Below are 19,155 nucleotides of genomic sequence, written 5' to 3'. Positions count from 1 at the left end.
GACAGCGCGCAAGTCTAAAACACCTGGCCGGCCTCGCGCTGGCACAGTCGAACCGGAGGGGCGATGAGCGCGAATGAGGGCATCCGCCTCGGTTGCGCCGGCTGGAGCCTGCCACGGGCAGCGTGGCCCGAGTTTCCGAGCGAAGGAACACACCTGCAACGCTACGCCGGGCGGTTTTCAGCGGTGGAGATCAATTCGTCGTTCTACCGCCCGCATCGTCCGACGACCTACCGTAGGTGGGCGGCAGCCGTACCGGAAGGCTTCACGTTCAGCGTCAAGTTGCCTCGGCTGATCAGCCATGAGCAGCGTCTGCGCAGCTGTGAAGGCGAACTGCAGCGCTTTCTCGACGAAATCGCCGAGCTGGGAGGGCGGCTGGGTTGCCTGTTGCTGCAGTTGCCGCCTTCGCTGGCGTTCGAGCAGGCCTTGGCCGACGATTTCCTCGGCCAGTTGCGGGCGCGCTACGACGGGGCTCTGGCGCTGGAAGCGCGGCATGCCAGCTGGCTGGACGCCGAGCCCTTGTTGCGACACTGGCAGCTGGCGCGGGTGGCTGCTGACCCATCGCCGATTCCTGGCGGCGACCGGCCTGCTGGCTGGCCGGGCTTGCGCTACTACCGCCTGCACGGCTCGCCACGCATTTATCACTCTGCCTATTCGCCTGACTGGCTCGCACGGCTGGCGGGCGAGCTGCGCCAGTGCCGGCAGGCGGGTATCCCCTGCTGGTGCATCTTCGATAACACCGCCAGCGGCGCCGCCGTGGCCAATGCCTTGACCCTGCAGGTGCTGCTGTCTGCTCGAGTCAGCGCGGAATGATGCGCACCCGGCCGGCCGTGTTGTCGCGCCGCGCTGCCCGGGCGTTCTCGGCGCGGCCGGGAATGCTGCCCTGCGCCTGGCCGCGCTCCGGCGTGCTGCTGCCGTCCAGTTCGCGCGCGTCCACTCCGATGGACGTGGCATCCGGGTAACCGCTGGTCAGCGTTTCGGTGCTGGCCGTCACCGGCGTCGCATCGCCATTCGCCCAGCTGGCGCTGCGCTCGTCTATGTCGATGGCGCCGTGACGCTCCATGACCTGCTCGACCATGGAGACCGGTCCCTCATCGCTCAGCGACACCGTCACCACCGTCGACCCCCGCCGCGCAGCTTCCGGGTAACGCCCGGCATGGGCAGGTGCGTCGTCGCCGAATACCCGGCGAAAGAAACTGCCAATCCTGTCGACGACACCAGCATCGGCATCCGGCTCCTCACCGACGACCTCGACGCGGCTGCTGGCGATGTTCTCGGGGTTGAAGGATGCCGAGAGCTGGATGTCGTCCGGCGAAATGCCCTGGCTCACCAGCTCGGCTTTGACTTGCTCTGCTTCGGTGTACCGGTCGAACGCCGCTATGAGTATCTGGGGCATGGTTTCACCTTGTTGAATTGCGCGTGCTGCAGGCGAGCGGGCCAGAAGCCCGGCGAGCCGGCACGCCTCCGATCGTCTGTGCTGAGTGTTGGTGGCGGCGAGCCTGCCGATGGTTCCTCGCAGGGTGCGCCTGCGTGCCTCGCCTCGAGACCGGTACGCAACGGACCGCAAGATGTCCGCATGCCTGCTCCAGCTGCTCGCCGGGGCAATCCGGACGAACTCGGCTCCCGCTTTCGGCCCGGGAAAACGGCCTACTGCTTTGGTCTGATATTGCGCTGATATCACTGGACGAATCTTGTACAGCCTCGCCGCTTGGTGAAACACTCTGTATTAGTTTCGGAACAATCCTGTCCGAAGCCTACCCTCAGGGTGCCTCCCATGTTTCGCTCAATGAACGTGTCTGCCCGAGCAGCGCTCAGCTTCTCGGCCATCGCCTTGCTGTTGCTGTTTGTTGGGTGTTTTTCGCTGGTCCAGGTGCAGGCTCTGCGGAAAACGGAGCAGGTCATGGAAACCAACTGGCTGCCGGCGTCCGCGATTCCGGTGGGCTTCGGAGCGATGTACTGGAGTTGCGCCTGATGGTGGCGCGATCGCTCATCCCCTCGGCCGATGAGTCAGCCGCCGACGCCCGGCGCGATATCGGCGAGCGTCGTTCGCAGATCGAACAGCGGGTCAGCAGCTACCTGGCATCGCCGCTGATCGATGAACAGGAGCGGCAGCTCGTGGGCCAAGTCCAAACCGCCGTTCATGGCTACGAACAGTCGCTCGAACAGCTGCTCACGTTTCTTTCGGGTGGTGATGCGCCCGCGGCGATCGCGTTGTTCAACGGCGGCATGCGCCAGCAGGGCAGCGATATCAACGAGGCACTGGCGGCCCTGACGGCCTATAACGACGAGGGCGCCAAGGCCTCCAGCCTGTCTGCCGGCTCAGTCTATTCGCGCAGCCTCTGGGTGCTGCTCGGGGTAATGGCGGTTGCCGTCGTCGCTACGGTGGGCCTGGCGGTCGGCTTCACGCGCAGCATCACCCAGCCGCTTGGGCAGGCGCTGCGGGTGGCCGAACGCATCGCCGGATCGGACCTGAGCCAATCGGTCAAGGTTGACGGTAGAGACGAGCCGGCCCGCCTGTTGTCGGCGCTGGCCACGATGCAGGCGACCCTTCGCGCGACGCTCAAGCACATCGGCGACTCCTCGACGCAGCTGGCCACGGCCACCGAAGAGATGACCAGCGTGGCCCACGAAGGCAAACGCGGGTTACAGCGGCAGAACGAGCAGGTCGAGCTCGCCGCGACGGCGGTCAATCAGATGACCGCGGCCATCGAAGAGGTCGCCAACAATTCGGCCTCGACGTCGGACAGCGTGCGGGACTCGACGGCCGCCGCCGAGGCCGGGCGCCGCCACGTCAACGACACGGTCAACGCAATCGATAGCCTGTCGGCGCGCATCGGCGAGACGGGCGGGTTCGTCCAGGGGCTCGCCGGCCAGGCGCGCGACATCAGCAAGGTGCTCGACGTGATACGCACCATCGCCGAACAGACCAATCTGCTGGCGCTGAACGCCGCTATCGAGGCAGCCCGTGCCGGCGATCAGGGGCGTGGTTTTGCCGTGGTCGCCGACGAGGTGCGGGCGCTGGCGCACCGTACCGGGCAATCGACCCAGGAAATCGAGCAGATGATTGCCGCGATCCAGTCGGGTACCGACAGCGTTGTGAAAGCGACGGCGCTGAGCACGCAGGAGGCCGACAGAACGCTCGACGTGGCCCGCGAAGCCGGGGCCATGCTCGACAACATCGCGGCCTCGGTGGCGATCATCAACGAGCGCACCGTCATGATCGCGGCTGCGGCGGAACAGCAGGCGCAAGTGGCCCGCGAGGTGGATCGCAGCCTGATGACCATTCGGGACCTGTCGATTCAGTCGGCGGCGGGGGCCGACCAGACGGCGGTTGCCAGCGATGAGCTGGCCAGGCTGGCAACCGATCTCAACCAGATGGCGCTGCGCTTCAGGACCTGAAGCGAGCCGGCTGCGATGAGCCAGGACCGAGCCTGCAGGCGCTCGGTCCTCTGGCATCGGGCCTGCGGCGGGGCCGCGGGTCAGTGCGCCGGCTTGCTGCGGATGGTCTTGAGCAGGTCTTCCGGCGTGATCTGGCCGACCACGCTGGCGGCCGAGCCGGGTTGCGGCAGGCCGAGAATATGGCCCTTGATCTTGCCGACCACGTGCATCTCGCAGGGCTTGCAGTCGAACTTCAGGGTCAGCACCTCGTCACCGTGGACCAGCTGCATCGGCGCCACCTTGGTGCGCACGCCGGTCACGCCCTTGGCCTGTTTCGGGCAGAGGTTGAAGGAGAAGCGCAGGCAGTGCTTGGTGATCATCACCGGCACCTCGCCGGTCTCTTCGTGGGCCTCGTAGGCCGCATCGATCAGCTGCACGCCGTGGCGGTGGTAGAACGCACGCGCCTTGTGGTTGTAGACGTTGGCCAGGAACGACAGGTGCGCCTCGGGATACACCGGCGGCGGCACGCTCTCGGCCTTGCGCGCGGCGCGCGGGCGCAGGGCGGCGCGGGCTTCGTCGAGCGCTTCGATGGCTTCGCGGCGCAGCGCCTTGAGCTGGGAGTTGGGGATGAAGAACAGCTCCGGCGCGTCCAGTTCGACGGACTCGGCATGGTAGAGCGTGGTGCCCAGCTGGCCGAGCAGGTCTTCGAGGCCGGCGCGCGCCTGTTCGGGCTTGTTCGCCGGGGCGAAGGGGCCATCCAGACGCACCGAGGCCACGGCGCCTTCCTCACTGGTGGCGGTCAGCTGCAGGCCGTCGCGGCGCAGGCTGGCCTGCCAGGCGAGGCCGATGCGGCGCTCGGCGGAGGGCCTGAGCAGCGCCTGCTGCCAGTTGTGGTCCAGGTTGCGGTTCAGCGGGTGATGCGGGCGCAGGCGATGCAGGCCTTCAGGCAGCCCGTCGTTCGGCTCGACGCGGTAGTGCAGCCAGCGCTCGCCGTCTTCTTCCTGCTCGCCGCGCGGTTCCACCACGCTGGCGCGAAAGCCGAGCACCTCACGCTTGACCAGCACGTTCAGGCCGTCGCCGTTGGACAGCGGTTCGCGCGTGCGTACCTGGATGTCACGCTTGCCGACCTTGAGCACCTCGCCGACCGCCAGCCCGGTGAAGGTCGGCGAGTCGAACGCGCCGATGTCGACCTTGCGCTCGGTGACGAAGTAGTCGGTGCTGCCGCGGTGGAAGGTGCGCTCCGGGTCCGGCACGAAGAAGTGCTCGGTGCGGCCGCTGGAGGCGCGGGCCAGGTCCGGGCGGTCGGCAAGGATCTCATCCAGGCGCTGCCGGTAGTAGGCGGTGATGTTCTTGACGTAGCTGACGTCCTTGTAGCGCCCCTCGATCTTGAACGAACGCACGCCGGCCTCGACCAGCTGGCGCAGGTTGGCGCTCTGGTTGTTGTCCTTCATCGACAGGAGATGCTTCTCGAAGGCGACCACGCGGCCCTGGTCGTCCTTGAGCGTGTAGGGCAGGCGGCAGGCCTGCGAGCAGTCGCCGCGGTTGGCGCTGCGCCCGGTCTGCGCGTGGCTGATGTAGCACTGCCCGGAGAAGGCCACGCAGAGCGCGCCGTGGATGAAGAACTCGATGGCCGCATCGGTGGCATCGGCGATGCCGCGGATCTCGGCGAGGTTCAGCTCGCGCGCCAGCACCAGCTGGGAGAAGCCGGCCTGGTCGAGAAAGCGCGCGCGCTCCAGCGTGCGAATGTCGGTCTGGGTGCTGGCGTGCAGCTCGATCGGCGGGATGTCCAGTTCGAGGATGCCCATGTCCTGCACGATCAGCGCATCGACGCCGGCGTCGTACAGCTGCTGGATCAGTGCGCGTGCCGCTTCGAGTTCGTCGTCGTGAAGGATGGTGTTGAGGGTGACGAATACCCGCACATGAAAGCGATGGGCGAAGGCCACCAGCTCGGCGATCTCCGCCACGCTGTTCTCGGCGTTGTGCCGGGCGCCGAAGCTCGGCCCGCCGATGTACACCGCATCGGCCCCGTGCAGAATGGCCTCGCGGGCGATGTTGACATCGCGGGCCGGGGCGAGCAGTTCGAGGTGATGCTTGGGCAGTGACATGGGCGAGGACCGGTTGGAACGAAACCGCGCATTGTAATGACTCGGCGGTTTTTTGCAGCGACCGTTCGTGCCCGCTGCGGCGGGCACGTGCGAAGGCTGTCAGTGCAGTTCGTTGGCGAAGCGGCCGACGGCGCTGACCACCTGCTTGGCGCCGTCCTGGATCTCGACGATCACGGCGCCGGCCTGATTGGCCAGCGCCAGACCCTGCTCGGCCTGTTCCCGGCTGGCGGCCATCTGCGCGGTGGCCTGCTCGGCGAGCTTCTGGTTCTGCTGAACCACTTCGACGATTTCCTCGGTGGCCGCGCTGGTCCGACCGGCGAGCTGGCGCACCTCGTCGGCGACCACCGCGAAGCCGCGGCCTTGCTCGCCGGCACGGGCCGCCTCGATTGCGGCGTTGAGGGCGAGCAGGTTGGTCTGCGCGGCGATGCCGCCAATGGTCTGCACGATCGAGCTGATCAACTGCGATTGCTGGCCGACCGCGTCGATGCTGGCCGTGGCGCCCTGCATCCGTTCGGCGATCCTGTGCATGGTGTGCATGGTCTGCTGCACCACGGCGGCGCCGCGCTCGGCGCTGACGTCGGTCTGCTGCGACACCTCGAAGGCAATCGCCGCCGCCTCGCGCACCTCGCTTTCGCGATGAACCTGGTCGGTCACCACGCTGGCGAACTTGACGACCTTGCACAGCTTGCCCTCGGCGTCATGCACCGGGTTGTAGGTCGCCTCCAGCCAGACTTCCTGGCCGCGGCTGTCCACGCGCTTGAAGCGGTCGGCCACGTACTCGCCGCGATTGAGCGTTTGCCAGAAGGCCTCGTATTGCGGCGAGGCGGCTTCGTCGGGCGTGCAGAACTGGCGATGGTGCTTGCCGACGATCTGCTCGAGGCGGTAGCCCATCGCCTGCAGGAACTGTTCGTTGGCGGTGATCACGGTGCCGTCCAGGTTGAACTGGATGACCGCCGTGGAGCGGATCAGCGCATCGATGAAGGCTTCGCTCTCACGGGCTTTTTCGATCTGCGCCGTGACGTCGGTAGCGTACCCCTGGATGTAGGCCAGCGCGCCGGACGCCGCGCGGATCGGCAGCCAGTGCACGCGCAGCCAGGCAAGGCTGCCGTCGGCCCGCAGGTAGCGGTAGTCGTCGCTGACCGGTTCGAAACGGGCGATGGCGGCCTGGAAGTTATGAAAGCAGGGCAGGTGCTTCACATAGGGCGGCACGATCTCGGCCAGCGGGCGGCCGATGAGCTGTGCTTCGCGATAGCCGAGTGTCTCGGCGAAGCGGTTGTTGCAGGCGCAGATGCGCGCGTCGGCGTCCAGGCGCAGGGAGAGCATCTGGCGCTCGAGCTGGTCGCCGAGCTGGCGCAGCAGGGCCAGTTCGCCATTCTGTTGTTCGAGTTGTTGTTTGAGGCGTCCGTTGAACATGCACAAGCACTCCATGGCGAGTCGGTAAAGCGTTTTCGGCTCGCCAGAAAGGTTCTTGAGTGTTGTGGTCGGGCAAAAGAACGGTATTCAGCCGATGGCACTGATGCCGGCCAGAAGAGCACCGAGCAGCGGCATCGCCAGTGCAAGGCGTGGCCGGTAGGGTAGCAACAGCAGCAGGCCCAGCCCGGTTAGCGAGAGCATGGCGAGCCAGGCGACGACAGCCATGCCGCCCGGCCACAGCCGACCGGCGAACCAGACCGAGGCGGCCAGCAGAAGCAGGCCCAATGGCATGCAGGCACGCCTTGCCGCGGCTGGCAGGCGGGGGCTGGCGAGCTGTTTCCAGTGCCGCTGCGTGCCCAGGCACAAGCCCAGCATGCCGGCGTAGGCGAGGCTCAGCGCGATCAGCAGGTGGGGCGCATTCATGTCAGGGCTCCTGCGCAGCGTGGCCGCCGTTGGGCCGCCGGCGCGCGCGAGACGGTTTTCCAGCCGACCCAGGCGAGCAGCGCACCGATCACGACGGCGGCCAGGTCGACGCCGAGCCGGCGGCCATCGAGTTCGCCGGTCGTGGCGAAGTCCAGCAGCGGCAGGCCCGCGCAGAGCAGCGCCGCGGTGAACAGTTGCTCGCGCCATGCCTTGAGCGGCGGGCGCAAGGCGGCGTGCAGCAGGCTGGCCAGCCCGACGGCGAAGAACACCCGCGTCTCCCAGCCGCTGCGCCCGACCATGTCGGCTGGCAGCAGCCGGTTGGCCCAGAGCAGCGCGATGCAGGCCAGGCCAAGCCCGGCGACGGTCATCACGTTCAGCCGCTCGACGAGTTCCAGGAAGCGCCGCGAGCCCTTGGCCTGCTTGCGCTGTTTGACCGTGTAGAGCACCAGGCCGGTGGCGATCATCGCGCAGCTCGCCAGGCCGCACAGAAAGTACAGCCAGCGCATCGGGTAGCCGCCGAACTGGGCGAAATGCAGGCCGGCCATCACCCGCTGGGTGAGGTGGCTGGCGCGCGAGGCGGCCGGGGACTGCAGCAGCGCGCCGCTGACCCCGTCGAACACCAGCGCTTCGCCCTTGGTCAGCTCGATCCGGCTGCCCAACATCGGCCTGACCGTGACCCGCGCGTCGGCCCGCCCCGGATGGCTGACCTGCAGCCCGGCCAGCATGCCCGGACCATAGTGCGCCTCACCCTTTGCCACGAAGTCGGCCAGCGGCAGCAGGGTGGCCGGCGCCGCGCGGCTGGCGGCGGGGCGCTCACCACGGGCGCCGGCCTCGATGCGCTGAGGCGAGCCGCCGGCCTCGCGCAGCATGGCGTTGCGATCGCCGTCATACAGCGCCTGGAGCGCGGCCGGCATGTAGATCAGAAAGAAGATCACCAGCCCGGTGTAGGTGATCATCAGGTGAAACGGCAGCAGCAGGACGGCGCTGGCATTGTGGCCGTCGAGCCAGGAGCGCTGGCCCTTGGCGGGGCGAAAGGTGAAGAACTCCTTGAAGAGCTTCTTGTGGATGACGATGCCGCTGATCAACGCGACGAGCATCGCCATGGCGGCGAACCCCACCAACCACACGCCCAGCGTACGCGGCATGTGCAGGGTGAAGTGGAAGCGGAAGAAGAAGTTGCCGCCGACCGTCTGTCTTGGCTCGAGCGTTTCGCCGCTGACCGGGTCGATCGGGGTACCGCCACCGCGCCGCTGTTCGCCGGCCGCTACGGTCAGCGTCGGCGTACGCTCGGTGGGCAGGCCTATGTTCCACGCCTGGGCTTCGGGGTGGCGGGCCTGCAGCCATTGCTGCGCCGTATTGGCCGCCAGGCTCGGGTCGACGGCGCGGCTCGGCAGCTCCGGCTGCATCCAGCCATTGAGTTCCTTGTCGAACACTGCCAGCGTGCCGGTCAGGAAGATGGCGAAGAGCACCCAGCCGAGCAGCAGCCCGCACCAGGTATGCAGCCAGGACATCGACTGGGTGAATGTCCGGCCTTTCATCCGAGACGCTCCAGTAGCTGTGGCCAGAAGCCGATCAGGGCCAGACCCAGCGTACCTGTCGCGGTGACGAGGGCCAGCCGACGCAGGCTGACGCCGGCAAAGCTCCATAGCAGGTACGCCAGATAGACGATGAAGGCGATCTCGGTGGCGAACATCACCGCGTCGAAGCGCGGCAGCGGCAGCAGCCTCGCCAGCGCGGCGGTGAAGGCATAGGTGAAGGCATAGCCGCCGAGGATCGCCAGGGCGCTGCGCAGTGCGATGTCGAGCCAGGGCCGGCTGAGAAGCGTCGATCGAGACACGGGTGGTCTTCCGTCAGTTGGTCTTCACGAGCGTCGCCCGGCGGGCATGCGGCCGACCGGGCGACGGGTAACGCGGTGCTCAGACGGCCAGGGACGCGGCCGCCTGCGGGCTTCAGAAATCGACGCTGACGCCTACCACCAGCCGGCGACCGTCGAGTACCACTTCGTAGTCCTCGTTGGTGATTTCCTTGTTGGCGATGTTGTACAGCCCGGCCTTCAGGTCGACGCTCTCGGTGAGCCGATAGACGCCGCCGATATCGACGAAGCCGTAGCCGGGCGTGCCTGCGGACATGCTGGTGCGGCTGATGTAGTCCGATGTCTCGCTGCGATAGTTCCCCTGGACCCAGGCCGACAGCCGATTGTTGATCTGCCAGTCGAGCAGGGCATTGGCCATGTGCTTGGGCTGCTTGTTCAGCGGCTCGCCCTTGAACTCGCCGGACTTCTGCTCGGATTCGGTGTAGGTGTAGCTGGAGGTCAGGCGCAGCGACGGCAGGATGTCGTAGTCGAGCGTCCACTCGATGCCCTGGATGATGGCTTCGGAGATGTTCTTGCGCGTGCTGAGGAAGTACCAGCGCTCGCCACCGTAATTGCACGACCAGGCCGCGTAGTTGTTGCGGTTGGCGTTACCGCTGGCATCGGTCGAGCAGAAGCGATCCTCGGCGATCTTGTCCTTGTATTGGGTATGGAAGGCCATGACGCTGGTGCTCAGGCCGGACGCCCGGTCGGTGTAGTTGAAGCCGACTTCGTAGTTGGTGCTGGTTTCAGGCTGCAGGTCGGGGTTGCCGATGCTGATCGCCCGCGAGTGCGGCGCGATCGCCTGCCAGCCGCCGCCACCGGTGGTGCCGCCGAAGCCTTCGGTGGCATCGGTCAGCGAGGGCTGCTTGTAGCCGGTAGAGATGCCACCCTTGAGGGTCAGTTCGGGAGTGAAGGTATAGACGCCGTAGACGCGCGGCGAGACCTGACCGCCAAAGAACTCGTCATCGTCGTAGCGGACCCCGGTGGTCACCCGCAGGTCATCGCTGACGCCCCAATCGATCTCGCTGTAGACGGCCGCGATCCAGCGGTCCATCTCGCCGACCGCGTCGGGCAGGAAACTCAGCAGGCCGTTGTCCTTGCGGGTCAGTTCCTCTTCCTTGTAGCGACCGCCAAGCGTGATGACGTGCTCGCCCCAGAAGTAACTGGCCTGGGTGTTGAACGTGGTGACTTCTTCCTTCTTCGTCAGCTCCTGCACGCGCTCGGAGATGTCCTTCTGCAGGTAGGTATTGATCTGCAGGTTCTCGTAATGGCCCTCGTGGCTGAGCACGAAGATGTCCTTGTCGTACTCGGTGGAGCTGGCCACGGCCGTCGGGCTGTAGGCGACGCTCTTGCCCGGATGTGCGCTCTCGTCCAGCCGCGCCGCCTCGTAGCTCAGGGCGAAACGGTTGCTGGCATCGGGGGTGAGGAAGAGTTCGGCGCCACCCTGCTTGCGCTTGCCGTCCGGCGTGCTCGCGGCGCTGTCGTCCCCGCCGATGTACTCGGCCTCCTGGGTGCGGGTAAAGCCGCCATTCAGGCGCAGGCCGAGCAGGTCGGGAACCAGTGCGCCGGCGAGATAGAGGCTGGTATAGCTCTCGTCTTCCTGCAGATCGTTGAGTGAATGCGTGTATTCGGTGGAAAGAGTCCCGCCCCACTCGTTGGCGCCCTTGCGGGTGATGATGTTGATGACCCCGCCCATCGCTTCGGAGCCGTACAGCGAGGACATCGGGCCGCGGATGACCTCGATGCGCTCGATCATCGACAGCGGAGGCAGGCCGATCTGCTTGCCGCCATCGCTGCCGTTGGTATTGACCGAGCGGCCGGCGGAGATCGGGCGGCCATCGACCAGGTACAGGGTGTAGGAAGACGTCATGCCGCGGATGCTGATGTCCTGCATCTGGCCGCCCCCGGTGACGTAGACGCCGGGAATGTTCTTCACCGCATCGACGATATTGCTGTACGACTGCTTCTCCAGCTGCTCACGGGTAATGACCGAGATACTGGCCGGCGCCTGGGCGATATTCTGCTCGTAGCCTGCGGCGCTCACTACCGTGGTGGGCTGCAACTCCAGCGCCTGTTCAGCCCGGGCCTGTGTGGCGGTGAGGGTCGCCAGGGCGATTGCACCCGCCAGGCGATGCCGTGTGTAAATAGCCATTTACTGCCGTCTCCGTGAAAAGCATCAGTCGTTGCGGGGCCGAGGCGGCCACTCGCCTGTGAGCGTCGAGCGATCGCTTACAGCGAGACGAATGCTAGTCATTCGCAACTAACAGTAAAGCGCATTTACAATCTATACATTCTCAGCAGCAGGTTGACCCGCAGCCCTGGAGCGCGGTTCTCCGCCCAGATCCGCCCGCCCTGCAACGTGACCATACCCGCGGCGATCGCCAGGCCGAGGCCGAAGCCGTCCCCGCCCGGGCGCGCGGCACTGAGCCGGGTGAACGGACGAAACATCGCCTGCAACTGATCCTCCGCAACGCCGGGGCCCTGGTCGTCGATGCACAGGCGCCAGTGTTCGCCTTCGCGATAGGCGCCCAGGCAGACCGTGCCGTCGGGCGGCGAATGGCGGATGGCGTTGCGCAGGATGTTCTCCATCGCCTGCGCCAGTGCGTTCAGATTGCCCTGCACCAGGCAGGCGTCGGGCAGTTCACTGCGCAGGCGCTCGCGCGGCCAGCCCGACTCGAAGCAGGCGTCCTCGCACAGCAGGTTCCAAAGGGTCTGCACATCGACCGGCTCGCAGTCGAGGCGGGTCTGCTTGCTGTCCAGCCAGGCCAGCGCGAGCGTGTCGTCGACCAGGCGTCCCATGCCGGCGACCTCGCGCTCGACCCGCTCGCGCAGCTCGGCGGGTGGCAGCTCGCTTTCGCAGGCGACCCGCAGCCGGCTCAGTGGCGTGCGCAGCTCGTGCGACAGGTCGCGCAGCAGTTGCTGTTGCTGGGCGATGGAGTCGCGCAGGCGGCGGGTAAGGTATTCGATCGAGCGGCCCAGCTCGCCCAGCTCGTCGTTGCGATCGGTCAGCAGCAGCGGTGCAGGCGGGTCGAGGCGATCGCCGCGCAAGGCGTTGGCCTGGCTGCGCAGGCGGTCGAGCGGTGAAATGAGCTGGCGGTACAGCAGCCAGCAGAACAACAGGGAAAACAGCACGGGCGGCACGTAGACGGTCGCCAGCACCAGCAACAGGTGATGGCGCCAGGGGCTGAACTGCTCGGGCAGCTCCACCACCAGCTGGTTGTCGCTGCCCTCCAGCGGTACGAGTACGGTCGGCCGCGGCCCCGAGCGCCTGCTCATCGGGGCGTCGTAAAGACGGGCGAAGCGCAACTGGCGGCGGATTTCATCGCTTGGTGCCTGTTCGAACAGCGGTTGCAGATGGCCGTTCACCACCAGCAGGACGCCCGAATCATCGTGCTGTCGCTCGGTGAGCCAGCGTTCCAGCGCGGCAGGGCCCTGTGCGACGGCCTCGCTGGCCTGCCTGGCATGCGCATCGAGCGCCTCGATCGCCGCCTGCGAGAGAAAGGAGTTGCGATAGCTGACCTGGCGGCCGATATGGTCGCTGACCCAGATCATCGCCAGACAGAACCCGGCGACCAGCAGGGCCAGACGCCAGAACAGCGAGTGGCGGCCGGGCATCAGTCGGGCAGCCTTTCCAGCACATAACCCTTGCCCCATACCGATTCGAGCCGCAGCGCTTCCACCTGGTGCCGGGCGAGCTTGCGGCGAATGTTGCTGATATGCATGTCCAGGCTGCGGTCGTGCTGTGAATAGCCGCGGTGGAGCACCTGCTGATAGAGAAACGGCTTGCTCAGTACCTCGCCGCAGGCATCCTGCAGCACCTTCAACAGGCGGTACTCCGTAGCCGTCAGCCCGAGCCAGCGCTGCTCGTAGCGCACGTCGTTGCGCTGGTCGTCGTACAGCAGCCGATCATCGGACTGATTGGCCGCGGGCGCACGTTCGTAGGCGACCCGGCGCAGGATCGCGGCGATCCGCACCTGCAGTTCCTCGATGCTGAAGGGTTTGGGCAGGTAGTCGTCGGCGCCGTTGTCGAAGCCCTGGATGCGGTGGGCTTCATCGCCCAGTGCCGAGATCATCAGCACCGGCGTGCTGCGGCTGGCGCGCAGCCGGGTGAGCAAATCCATGCCGTTCATTCCCGGCAACAGCACATCGAGCAGGATCAGGTCGAACTCGGCTCCGGCCGCCAAAGCCAGGCCGCTGGGGCCCTGCTCGGCAAGGGTGACGCGAAAGCCGCGTTCTTCGAGCGAGGTCTTCAGGTGGGCGCCGAGAATCGGATCGTCTTCGATGGCGAGAATCTGCCGCGGGGTAAAGGGTGGCATGCCGAGGGCTCGTTACAAATAGGAATTATTGTAATTTGATAGCCGGGTGCAACGGCAAGCCTGTCCCACCGTTCAGGCGTCGCGCAGCAGGTCGTGTGCATCGAGCAGACGCCAGGCAATTTCCGGGTGACGTTCGAGCGCACGGCGGATCGCGATCGGCAGATTACGGCGGGTTTTGCGGCACAGCCCAGGTTGCTCGGCGAACTCGATGGCAATGCCGCGCATGCTCCGCACTTCGCTTGCGCCGGGCTTGATCGACAGGCGAATGCCGAGCTGTTCGTCCATTCGCCGCTGCAGGTGCTCGAGTTCGGCCAGGCTGGCGATGCTTTCCAGCCGCTGCAGCAGCCGTTTCTCTTCATGCTGGGTGAGGCGCAGGATGCGTAGATCGGCGCCGGGCGTCGCGAGCAGGTCGTCTCGCCGACAGGTGCAAGTGCCGGGCGGGCAGGGCTGGCGAAGGGTGGGTGTGCTACGCATGGCCCGGATCATAGCCAGCTTTCTGACGCAATGGCCATCGTGCGGTGGACCGGCACCGATGGCAAAAAAAACCCGGCCTGAGGGAGCCGGGTCAAGACCATTAGGAGTTTCGAGAACGCGGTCCTCACGGTCTCGACTGGCCAGACAGTGGGGGGAATGTCTCGCCAGTGATTTCAAGTATTAGTCCGTTTTTCGGATTCTGCCGACCGGATCTGCCGGGCCGTTAAACCGAATTGGAATACTTTTCCGTTAGCTGATTCCTCAGCCGGCGAGGCTTCGCAGCAACGCAAGCGTGTCTTCGATCACCTCGGCCGGTGTATAGAAGTGCGGCGAAAGACGAATCCCGCCGCCGCGCAGGGCGCATACGACCTGCTCGGCCTTGAGCTGTTCGAACAGGGCCTGGTTTGCGCTCCCGGCCAGACGAAACGTCACGATGCCTGCACTGCGCTCCGGTTGCGCCGGGCTCAGCAGTTCGATGCCGGGCAACTGGCGCAGGCCGGCACGCAGCCACTCCATACGCTCGTTGAGGCTCGCTGCGACCTGATGCATGCCGACCTCTTCGAGCAGCGACAGGCTGGCCTCCAGCGCTACGGCGCCGAGCATGTTCGGGCTGCCACATTCGAAGCGCCGTGCGCTGCGGGCTGGTTGCCAGTCGCTGCGGTCATAGTCGCCGGCATGCTCGAGCATGTGCCAGCCATACTCGTGCAGCTTCAGCTGCGGTCGCAGATCGCTGCGGCAATAGAACACGCCCAGGCCTTCCGGGCCGAGCATCCACTTGTGCCCGTCGGCCATGGCGAAGGCGCAGCGGCTCTGCTGGACGTCGAAGGGCAGGGCTCCAAGCTGCTGTATCGCATCGATGCACAGCAGTACACCGCGCTGCTCGCAGCCGTGCCCCAGGCGGTCCAGATCCAGACGGATGCCGCTGGCGTATTGCACCGCGCTGATCGCCAGCAAGCGTGTGCGGGGTGTGCAGGCGGCCAGCAGATCGGCTTCCGGGTCGGCACCTGCCAGGCTGACCTGGATGACCTCAACCCCCTGCGGCTGCAACGCTTCCCATACCACGCGGTTGGAGGGGAATTCCTCGTCGCTGATGACGATCTGGTCGCCGGCGCGCCAGTCGAGGCCGAAAGCGACGAAGGACAGCGCCTCGGAGGTGTTCTTGACCAGCGCCACATCCGCGCTGGTCGGCGCGTTGAGCAGCCGTGCCAGGCGCTCGCGCAGACGGTTTTCGATCTTCAGCCACTGCGGATAATCGCGGGCGCCGAGGGTGGCGTTCTGTTCGGCGAACTGGCTGACGGCGCTGCTCGCACGTCGAGGCCAAGGTGCGACGGCCGCATGATTCAGGTATCGCAAGCCGGGCGCCTGCGGGAATTCGTTCTCAAGTTCGAACATTAACGATGTCCCCGTGCAATTCATGACCGAATAGGCATAATGAGTGCCTTCTTTTTTCGCCCGTCGCCAGATATGCAGAATGAACCCCGGAAGGTTCGCGAGTTTCGTCGCCGCGAACAGGAAATCCTCGATACCGCATTGCAACTGTTTCTCGACCAGGGCGAGGACAGTGTCACCGTCGAGATGATCGCCGATACCGTGGGCATCGGCAAAGGCACCATCTACAAGCACTTCAAGTCGAAGGCCGAGATCTATCTGCGCCTGATGCTCGACTACGAGCGCGATCTCAATGCGCTGTTCCACTCTGAGGATGTGGACCGCGACAAGGAGGCCCTGTCGCGTGCGTACTTCGAGTTCCGCATGCGCGACCCGCAGCGTTATCGCCTGTTCGATCGCCTCGAAGAAAAGGTGGTCAAGGGCAACCAGGTGCCCGAGATGGTTGAGGAATTGCACCGTATCCGCGCGTCCAATTTCCAGCGGCTCACCCAGCTGATCGAAGGCCGGATCGCCGAAGGCAAGTTGGAGGACGTACCGCCGTATTTCCACTATTGCGCAGCCTGGGCTCTGGTACACGGGGCGGTGGCGCTCTATCACTCGCCGTTCTGGAGCAACGTGCTCGAGGATCAGGAAGGGTTCTTCCAGTTCCTCATGGATATCGGCGTGCGTATGGGTAACAAGCGCAAGCGCGACTGAGCCGGCTGCTTGCCCGATGCGGCCGGGAGGCCTGCGGTCGCCGGCTCGACGCCTGTAAAGTGCTGGGGGCGAGCCGAGAAGGCGCCTGCTCGTCTTCGCTGTTCAGTCGCGTCGGAGTGATTGGCTTGGTTGCTGCATCGGCGGCCGCGACCGCCGGATTTCCGGCAACAGTGGGGATCTCTTTATGCGTTGGTTGAGCATGCTTGTGGCGATCTTGGCCCTGGGCGGCTGCATGCGGGTAAGTGATATGGCTGAAGGCGCGCGCGAGCACCTGAGCGACGCCGGAATACTCGACCACAGCCAGACCCAGCGCTCCAGTGGTTGGCGCCTGCAGCCCGACTCCTTCATCTATATCGCGCAAGGGCATTTCGTGCCGCCGGGTAATGGCTATCCGCGTCCGAATGTCGTGGCCGAAGAGGCCTTCGAGGCTTTCGTCGAGTATTTTCCGGTTGTGCGCCGGGCGCCGCAGCCGCTGGGGCTGGAAGAGGCCATGGCGCAGGCGCGCGGCGCTGGAGCGCACTATCTGCTCTATACCCGCTTTGCCGCCGCCGACGACCGTATCGGCAGTTTCGACGAGCTCAACGAACAGCGTGCGCTCGACCGGCTGGGTGTCGACAGTGGCGTCGTCCAGCTGATGCTGATCGAGACGGGGACGCGCTACCTCGTGGACACCGCGCGCATCCGCAGTCGCGGCGGCCTGTTGAACCTGTACGATGCCAAACCAGACCAACTTCTGGGGCCGGCGATGCACGACTACGCACGTCGTCTGCTGGGGCTGGCCGAACGATAGCGGCGACGGGAGGGTATATGAGCGATACGGGAAAGGCAGCGGATCTGCTGGCGCAGATCCCGGCCGGCGAAAAGCGCGGCCTGCCGCCGGTGCATCTGTGGAACCCGCCTTTTTGCGGCGATCTCGACATGCGTATCGCGCGCGATGGTACGTGGTACTACCTGGGTACACCTATCGGCCGTCCGGCGATGGTCCGGCTGTTTTCCAGTGTGTTGCGACGTGACGACGACCGCTACTTTCTGGTGACGCCCGTCGAGAAGGTCGGTATCCAGGTCGAGGATGCGCCGTTCGTTGCCAACCGGCTCGACGTGCTCGGTGAGGGGGAGTCCCAGGTGTTGCGCTTCTTCACCAACGTCGATGACGAGGTCGATGCCGGTGTCGAGCACCCGATACGTGTCGAGTTCGATCCGGTCACTGGCGAGCCCGCGCCTTACGTGCACGTTCGTGCCAATCTGGAGGCGCTCATCCACCGTAATGTCTTCTATCAGCTGGTCGAGTTGGCCGTGCCGGGTGAAGCCGATGACGGTGAATGGCTCGGCGTCTGGAGTGGCGGTCGGTTCTTTCCGATCGGACGTGACGAATAACGGCGCTGAGACGAGAAAGGCTCCCGAGGGAGCCTTTTCTGTTTCTTACATGTTGGGGTAGTTCGGCCCGCCGGTACCTTCCGGCGCCACCCAGGTGATGTTCTGTGACGGATCCTTGATGTCGCAGGTCTTGCAGTGCACGCAGTTCTGCGCGTTGATCTGGAAGCGCTGGCTGCCATCGTCGTTGCTCACGACCTCGTAGACGCCGGCCGGGCAGTAGCGCTGCGCCGGTTCGTCGTACAGCGGCAGGTTCTTCTCGATCGGGATGCTCGGATCGATCAGCTTGAGGTGGACCGGCTGGTCTTCCTCGTGGTTGGTGTTGGAGAGAAACACCGAGCTGAGCTTGTCGAAGCTGAGCTTGCCGTCCGGCTTTGGGTAGTCGATCTTGCGCGCCTGGTCGGCATGCTTCAGGCAGGCGTAGTCCGGCTTGGTGTCGTGCAGCGTGAAGGGGATCTTGCCGCCGAAGATGTTCTGGTCGATGAAGTTGAACGCACCGCCCTTGACCGCGCCCCACTTGTGGATGGCGGCGCCGAAGTTGCGGCTCTTGTAGAGTTCGTCGTAGACCCAGCTGTTCTTGAAGTTCTCTTCGTAGGCGGTCAGTTCGTCGCCGCCCTCACGGCCGGCGGCCAGCGCTTCGGCAATCGCCTCGGCGGCGAGCATGCCGGACTTCATCGCCGTGTGGCTGCCCTTGATCTTGGCGAAGTTCAGGGTGCCGGCGTCGCAGCCGATCAGGGCGCCGCCCTTGAACACCATCTTCGGCAGGCAGTTCAGGCCGCCCTTGGCGATGGCGCGGGCACCGTAGGAAACACGCTTGCCGCCTTCGAGATACTGCTTGATGACCGGATGATGCTTGTAGCGCTGGAACTCATCGAACGGCGACAGATACGGGTTGCTGTACGACAGGTCGACGATCAGGCCGACGACCACCTGGTTGTTCTCCAGGTGATAGAGGAACGAGCCGCCGGTGTTCTCGTCGTCCAGCGGCCAGCCGGCGGTGTGCACCACCAGGCCCTGTTCGTGCTTGGCCGGATCGATGTCCCAGAGCTCCTTGATGCCGATGCCGTAGTGCTGCGGGTCGACGTTGGCGTTGAGCTGGAAGCGGTTGATCAGATGCTTGCCAATGTGGCCGCGGCAGCCTTCGGCGAACAGCGTGTACTTGGCGCGCAGTTCCATGCCCGGGGTGTACATGCCTTCCTTCGGATTGCCTTCGCGGTCGACGCCCAGATCACCGGTGACGATGCCGCGCACGATACCGTCTTCATCGATCAGCGCTTCCTGAGCGGCGAAGCCCGGGTAGATCTCGACCCCCAGGTTCTCGGCCTGCTGGGCCAGCCAGCGGCACAGGTTGCCCAAGGAAATGATGTAGTTGCCTTCGTTGTGCATGGTCTTGGGGACCAGCATGTTCGGCAGCTTGCTGGCGGCCTGCTCGTTCTTCAGCAGGTAGATGTCGTCACGCGTGACCGGCGTGTTCAGCGGGGCGCCGAGCGCTTTCCAGTCAGGGAACAGCTCGTTCAGCGCGCGCGGCTCGAAGACCGCCCCGGAGAGGATGTGGGCGCCCACCTCGGAACCCTTCTCGACGACGCAGACACTGATCTCCTGACCGGCGTCGGCGGCTTTCTGCTTCAGGCGGCAGGCAGCGGATAGGCCTGCGGGGCCGGCGCCGACGACCACCACGTCGAATTCCATGTATTCGCGTTCCATAGGCGTTCTCCTAATCAAGGCTGGGTTTTTTATAGAA

18 protein-coding genes are annotated in these 19,155 nt (G+C 65.5%); 6 read left to right on the top strand and 12 right to left on the bottom strand.

Annotated elements, in window-relative coordinates; all coding sequences use genetic code 11:
* The first annotated feature begins 63 nt into the window (after positions 1–63).
* Positions 64–810 carry a DUF72 domain-containing protein gene (locus tag AC0KXH_RS12315; RefSeq protein WP_488223480.1) on the top strand — a complete coding sequence of 249 codons (747 nt, stop codon included), beginning with the start codon at positions 64–66 and terminating at the stop codon, positions 808–810.
* Here AC0KXH_RS12315 and AC0KXH_RS12310 read toward each other — a convergent pair.
* On the bottom strand, positions 797–1,393 hold the full coding sequence (locus tag AC0KXH_RS12310; RefSeq protein ID WP_488223479.1) for a hypothetical protein: 597 nt from the start codon (positions 1,391–1,393) through the stop codon (positions 797–799). The two genes, AC0KXH_RS12315 and AC0KXH_RS12310, sit on opposite strands and share 14 nt — an antisense overlap.
* 378 nt (positions 1,394–1,771) lie before the next feature.
* Here AC0KXH_RS12310 and AC0KXH_RS12305 point away from each other — a divergent pair, with 378 nt between their 5' ends.
* On the top strand, positions 1,772–1,969 hold the full coding sequence (locus AC0KXH_RS12305) for a hypothetical protein (RefSeq protein ID WP_313278584.1): 198 nt from the start codon (positions 1,772–1,774) through the stop codon (positions 1,967–1,969).
* A complete protein-coding gene (locus AC0KXH_RS12300) occupies positions 1,969–3,396 on the top strand; it encodes a methyl-accepting chemotaxis protein (RefSeq protein WP_488224607.1) in 1,428 nt (475 codons plus the stop codon). Before AC0KXH_RS12305 ends, AC0KXH_RS12300 begins: the two co-directional genes overlap by 1 nt.
* Positions 3,397–3,476: 80 nt before the next feature.
* Here the strand turns inward: AC0KXH_RS12300 and AC0KXH_RS12295 are convergent, their stop codons facing one another.
* From AC0KXH_RS12295 to AC0KXH_RS12250, 10 genes are all read right to left on the bottom strand, one after another.
* Positions 3,477–5,480, bottom strand: a complete 2,004-nt coding sequence (locus AC0KXH_RS12295) for a peptidase U32 family protein (RefSeq protein ID WP_488223478.1) — start codon at positions 5,478–5,480, stop codon at positions 3,477–3,479.
* Between the two features lie 99 nt (positions 5,481–5,579).
* Positions 5,580–6,893, bottom strand: coding sequence for a methyl-accepting chemotaxis protein (locus AC0KXH_RS12290; RefSeq protein ID WP_061338345.1), 1,314 nt, complete (start codon positions 6,891–6,893; stop codon positions 5,580–5,582).
* Between the two features lie 87 nt (positions 6,894–6,980).
* The gene (locus AC0KXH_RS12285; RefSeq protein ID WP_312942674.1) at positions 6,981–7,316 is read right to left on the bottom strand and encodes a DUF3325 domain-containing protein; all 336 of its coding nucleotides are present in this window, start codon (positions 7,314–7,316) and stop codon (positions 6,981–6,983) included.
* Positions 7,313–8,854 carry a PepSY-associated TM helix domain-containing protein gene (locus AC0KXH_RS12280; protein WP_488223477.1) on the bottom strand — a complete coding sequence of 514 codons (1,542 nt, stop codon included), beginning with the start codon at positions 8,852–8,854 and terminating at the stop codon, positions 7,313–7,315. The genes AC0KXH_RS12285 and AC0KXH_RS12280 overlap by 4 nt, the downstream gene beginning before the upstream one ends.
* A complete protein-coding gene (locus tag AC0KXH_RS12275) occupies positions 8,851–9,153 on the bottom strand; it encodes an iron transporter (RefSeq protein WP_488223476.1) in 303 nt (100 codons plus the stop codon). The genes AC0KXH_RS12280 and AC0KXH_RS12275 overlap by 4 nt, the downstream gene beginning before the upstream one ends.
* A 112-nt stretch (positions 9,154–9,265) precedes the next feature.
* Positions 9,266–11,320 (bottom strand): TonB-dependent receptor domain-containing protein, encoded by a 2,055-nt coding sequence (locus tag AC0KXH_RS12270; RefSeq protein WP_488223475.1) that lies wholly within the window; start codon positions 11,318–11,320, stop codon positions 9,266–9,268.
* A gap of 125 nt (positions 11,321–11,445) precedes the next feature.
* Positions 11,446–12,783, bottom strand: a complete 1,338-nt coding sequence (locus AC0KXH_RS12265; RefSeq protein WP_488223474.1) for a sensor histidine kinase — start codon at positions 12,781–12,783, stop codon at positions 11,446–11,448.
* Positions 12,783–13,484, bottom strand: coding sequence for a response regulator transcription factor (locus AC0KXH_RS12260; protein ID WP_488223473.1), 702 nt, complete (start codon positions 13,482–13,484; stop codon positions 12,783–12,785). The genes AC0KXH_RS12265 and AC0KXH_RS12260 overlap by 1 nt, the downstream gene beginning before the upstream one ends.
* 72 nt (positions 13,485–13,556) lie before the next feature.
* Complete coding sequence (locus tag AC0KXH_RS12255; protein WP_061338363.1) at positions 13,557–13,958, bottom strand: hypothetical protein; 402 nt, start codon at positions 13,956–13,958, stop codon at positions 13,557–13,559.
* A 261-nt stretch (positions 13,959–14,219) separates the two neighbouring features.
* Positions 14,220–15,350: an aminotransferase class V-fold PLP-dependent enzyme gene (locus AC0KXH_RS12250; protein WP_213149873.1), complete on the bottom strand. Its 1,131-nt coding sequence runs from the start codon at positions 15,348–15,350 to the stop codon at positions 14,220–14,222.
* 72 nt (positions 15,351–15,422) lie between these two features.
* On the opposite strand from AC0KXH_RS12250, the gene AC0KXH_RS12245 reads away from it, so the two are divergent.
* The 3 genes from AC0KXH_RS12245 to AC0KXH_RS12235 all read left to right on the top strand — a co-directional run bounded on the left by AC0KXH_RS12245 (position 15,423) and on the right by AC0KXH_RS12235 (position 17,417).
* Entirely contained in the window at positions 15,423–16,043 is a 621-nt protein-coding gene (locus AC0KXH_RS12245; protein ID WP_041106499.1) for a TetR/AcrR family transcriptional regulator, read from the top strand.
* 184 nt (positions 16,044–16,227) lie between these two features.
* On the top strand, positions 16,228–16,833 hold the full coding sequence (locus AC0KXH_RS12240) for a DUF4823 domain-containing protein (RefSeq protein ID WP_041106497.1): 606 nt from the start codon (positions 16,228–16,230) through the stop codon (positions 16,831–16,833).
* Positions 16,834–16,850: 17 nt separating this feature from the next.
* Positions 16,851–17,417: a DUF1285 domain-containing protein gene (locus AC0KXH_RS12235; RefSeq protein ID WP_043220959.1), complete on the top strand. Its 567-nt coding sequence runs from the start codon at positions 16,851–16,853 to the stop codon at positions 17,415–17,417.
* A 45-nt stretch (positions 17,418–17,462) separates the two neighbouring features.
* On the opposite strand, the gene AC0KXH_RS12230 is transcribed toward AC0KXH_RS12235, so the two are convergent.
* The gene (locus AC0KXH_RS12230) at positions 17,463–19,118 is read right to left on the bottom strand and encodes an electron transfer flavoprotein-ubiquinone oxidoreductase (protein ID WP_488223472.1); all 1,656 of its coding nucleotides are present in this window, start codon (positions 19,116–19,118) and stop codon (positions 17,463–17,465) included.
* Positions 19,119–19,155 lie beyond the last annotated feature (37 nt).

The sequence above is a fragment of the Stutzerimonas sp. CXK-1 genome, from assembly GCF_057738225.1.
This window is presented reverse-complemented; position numbering and strand designations above follow the sequence as displayed.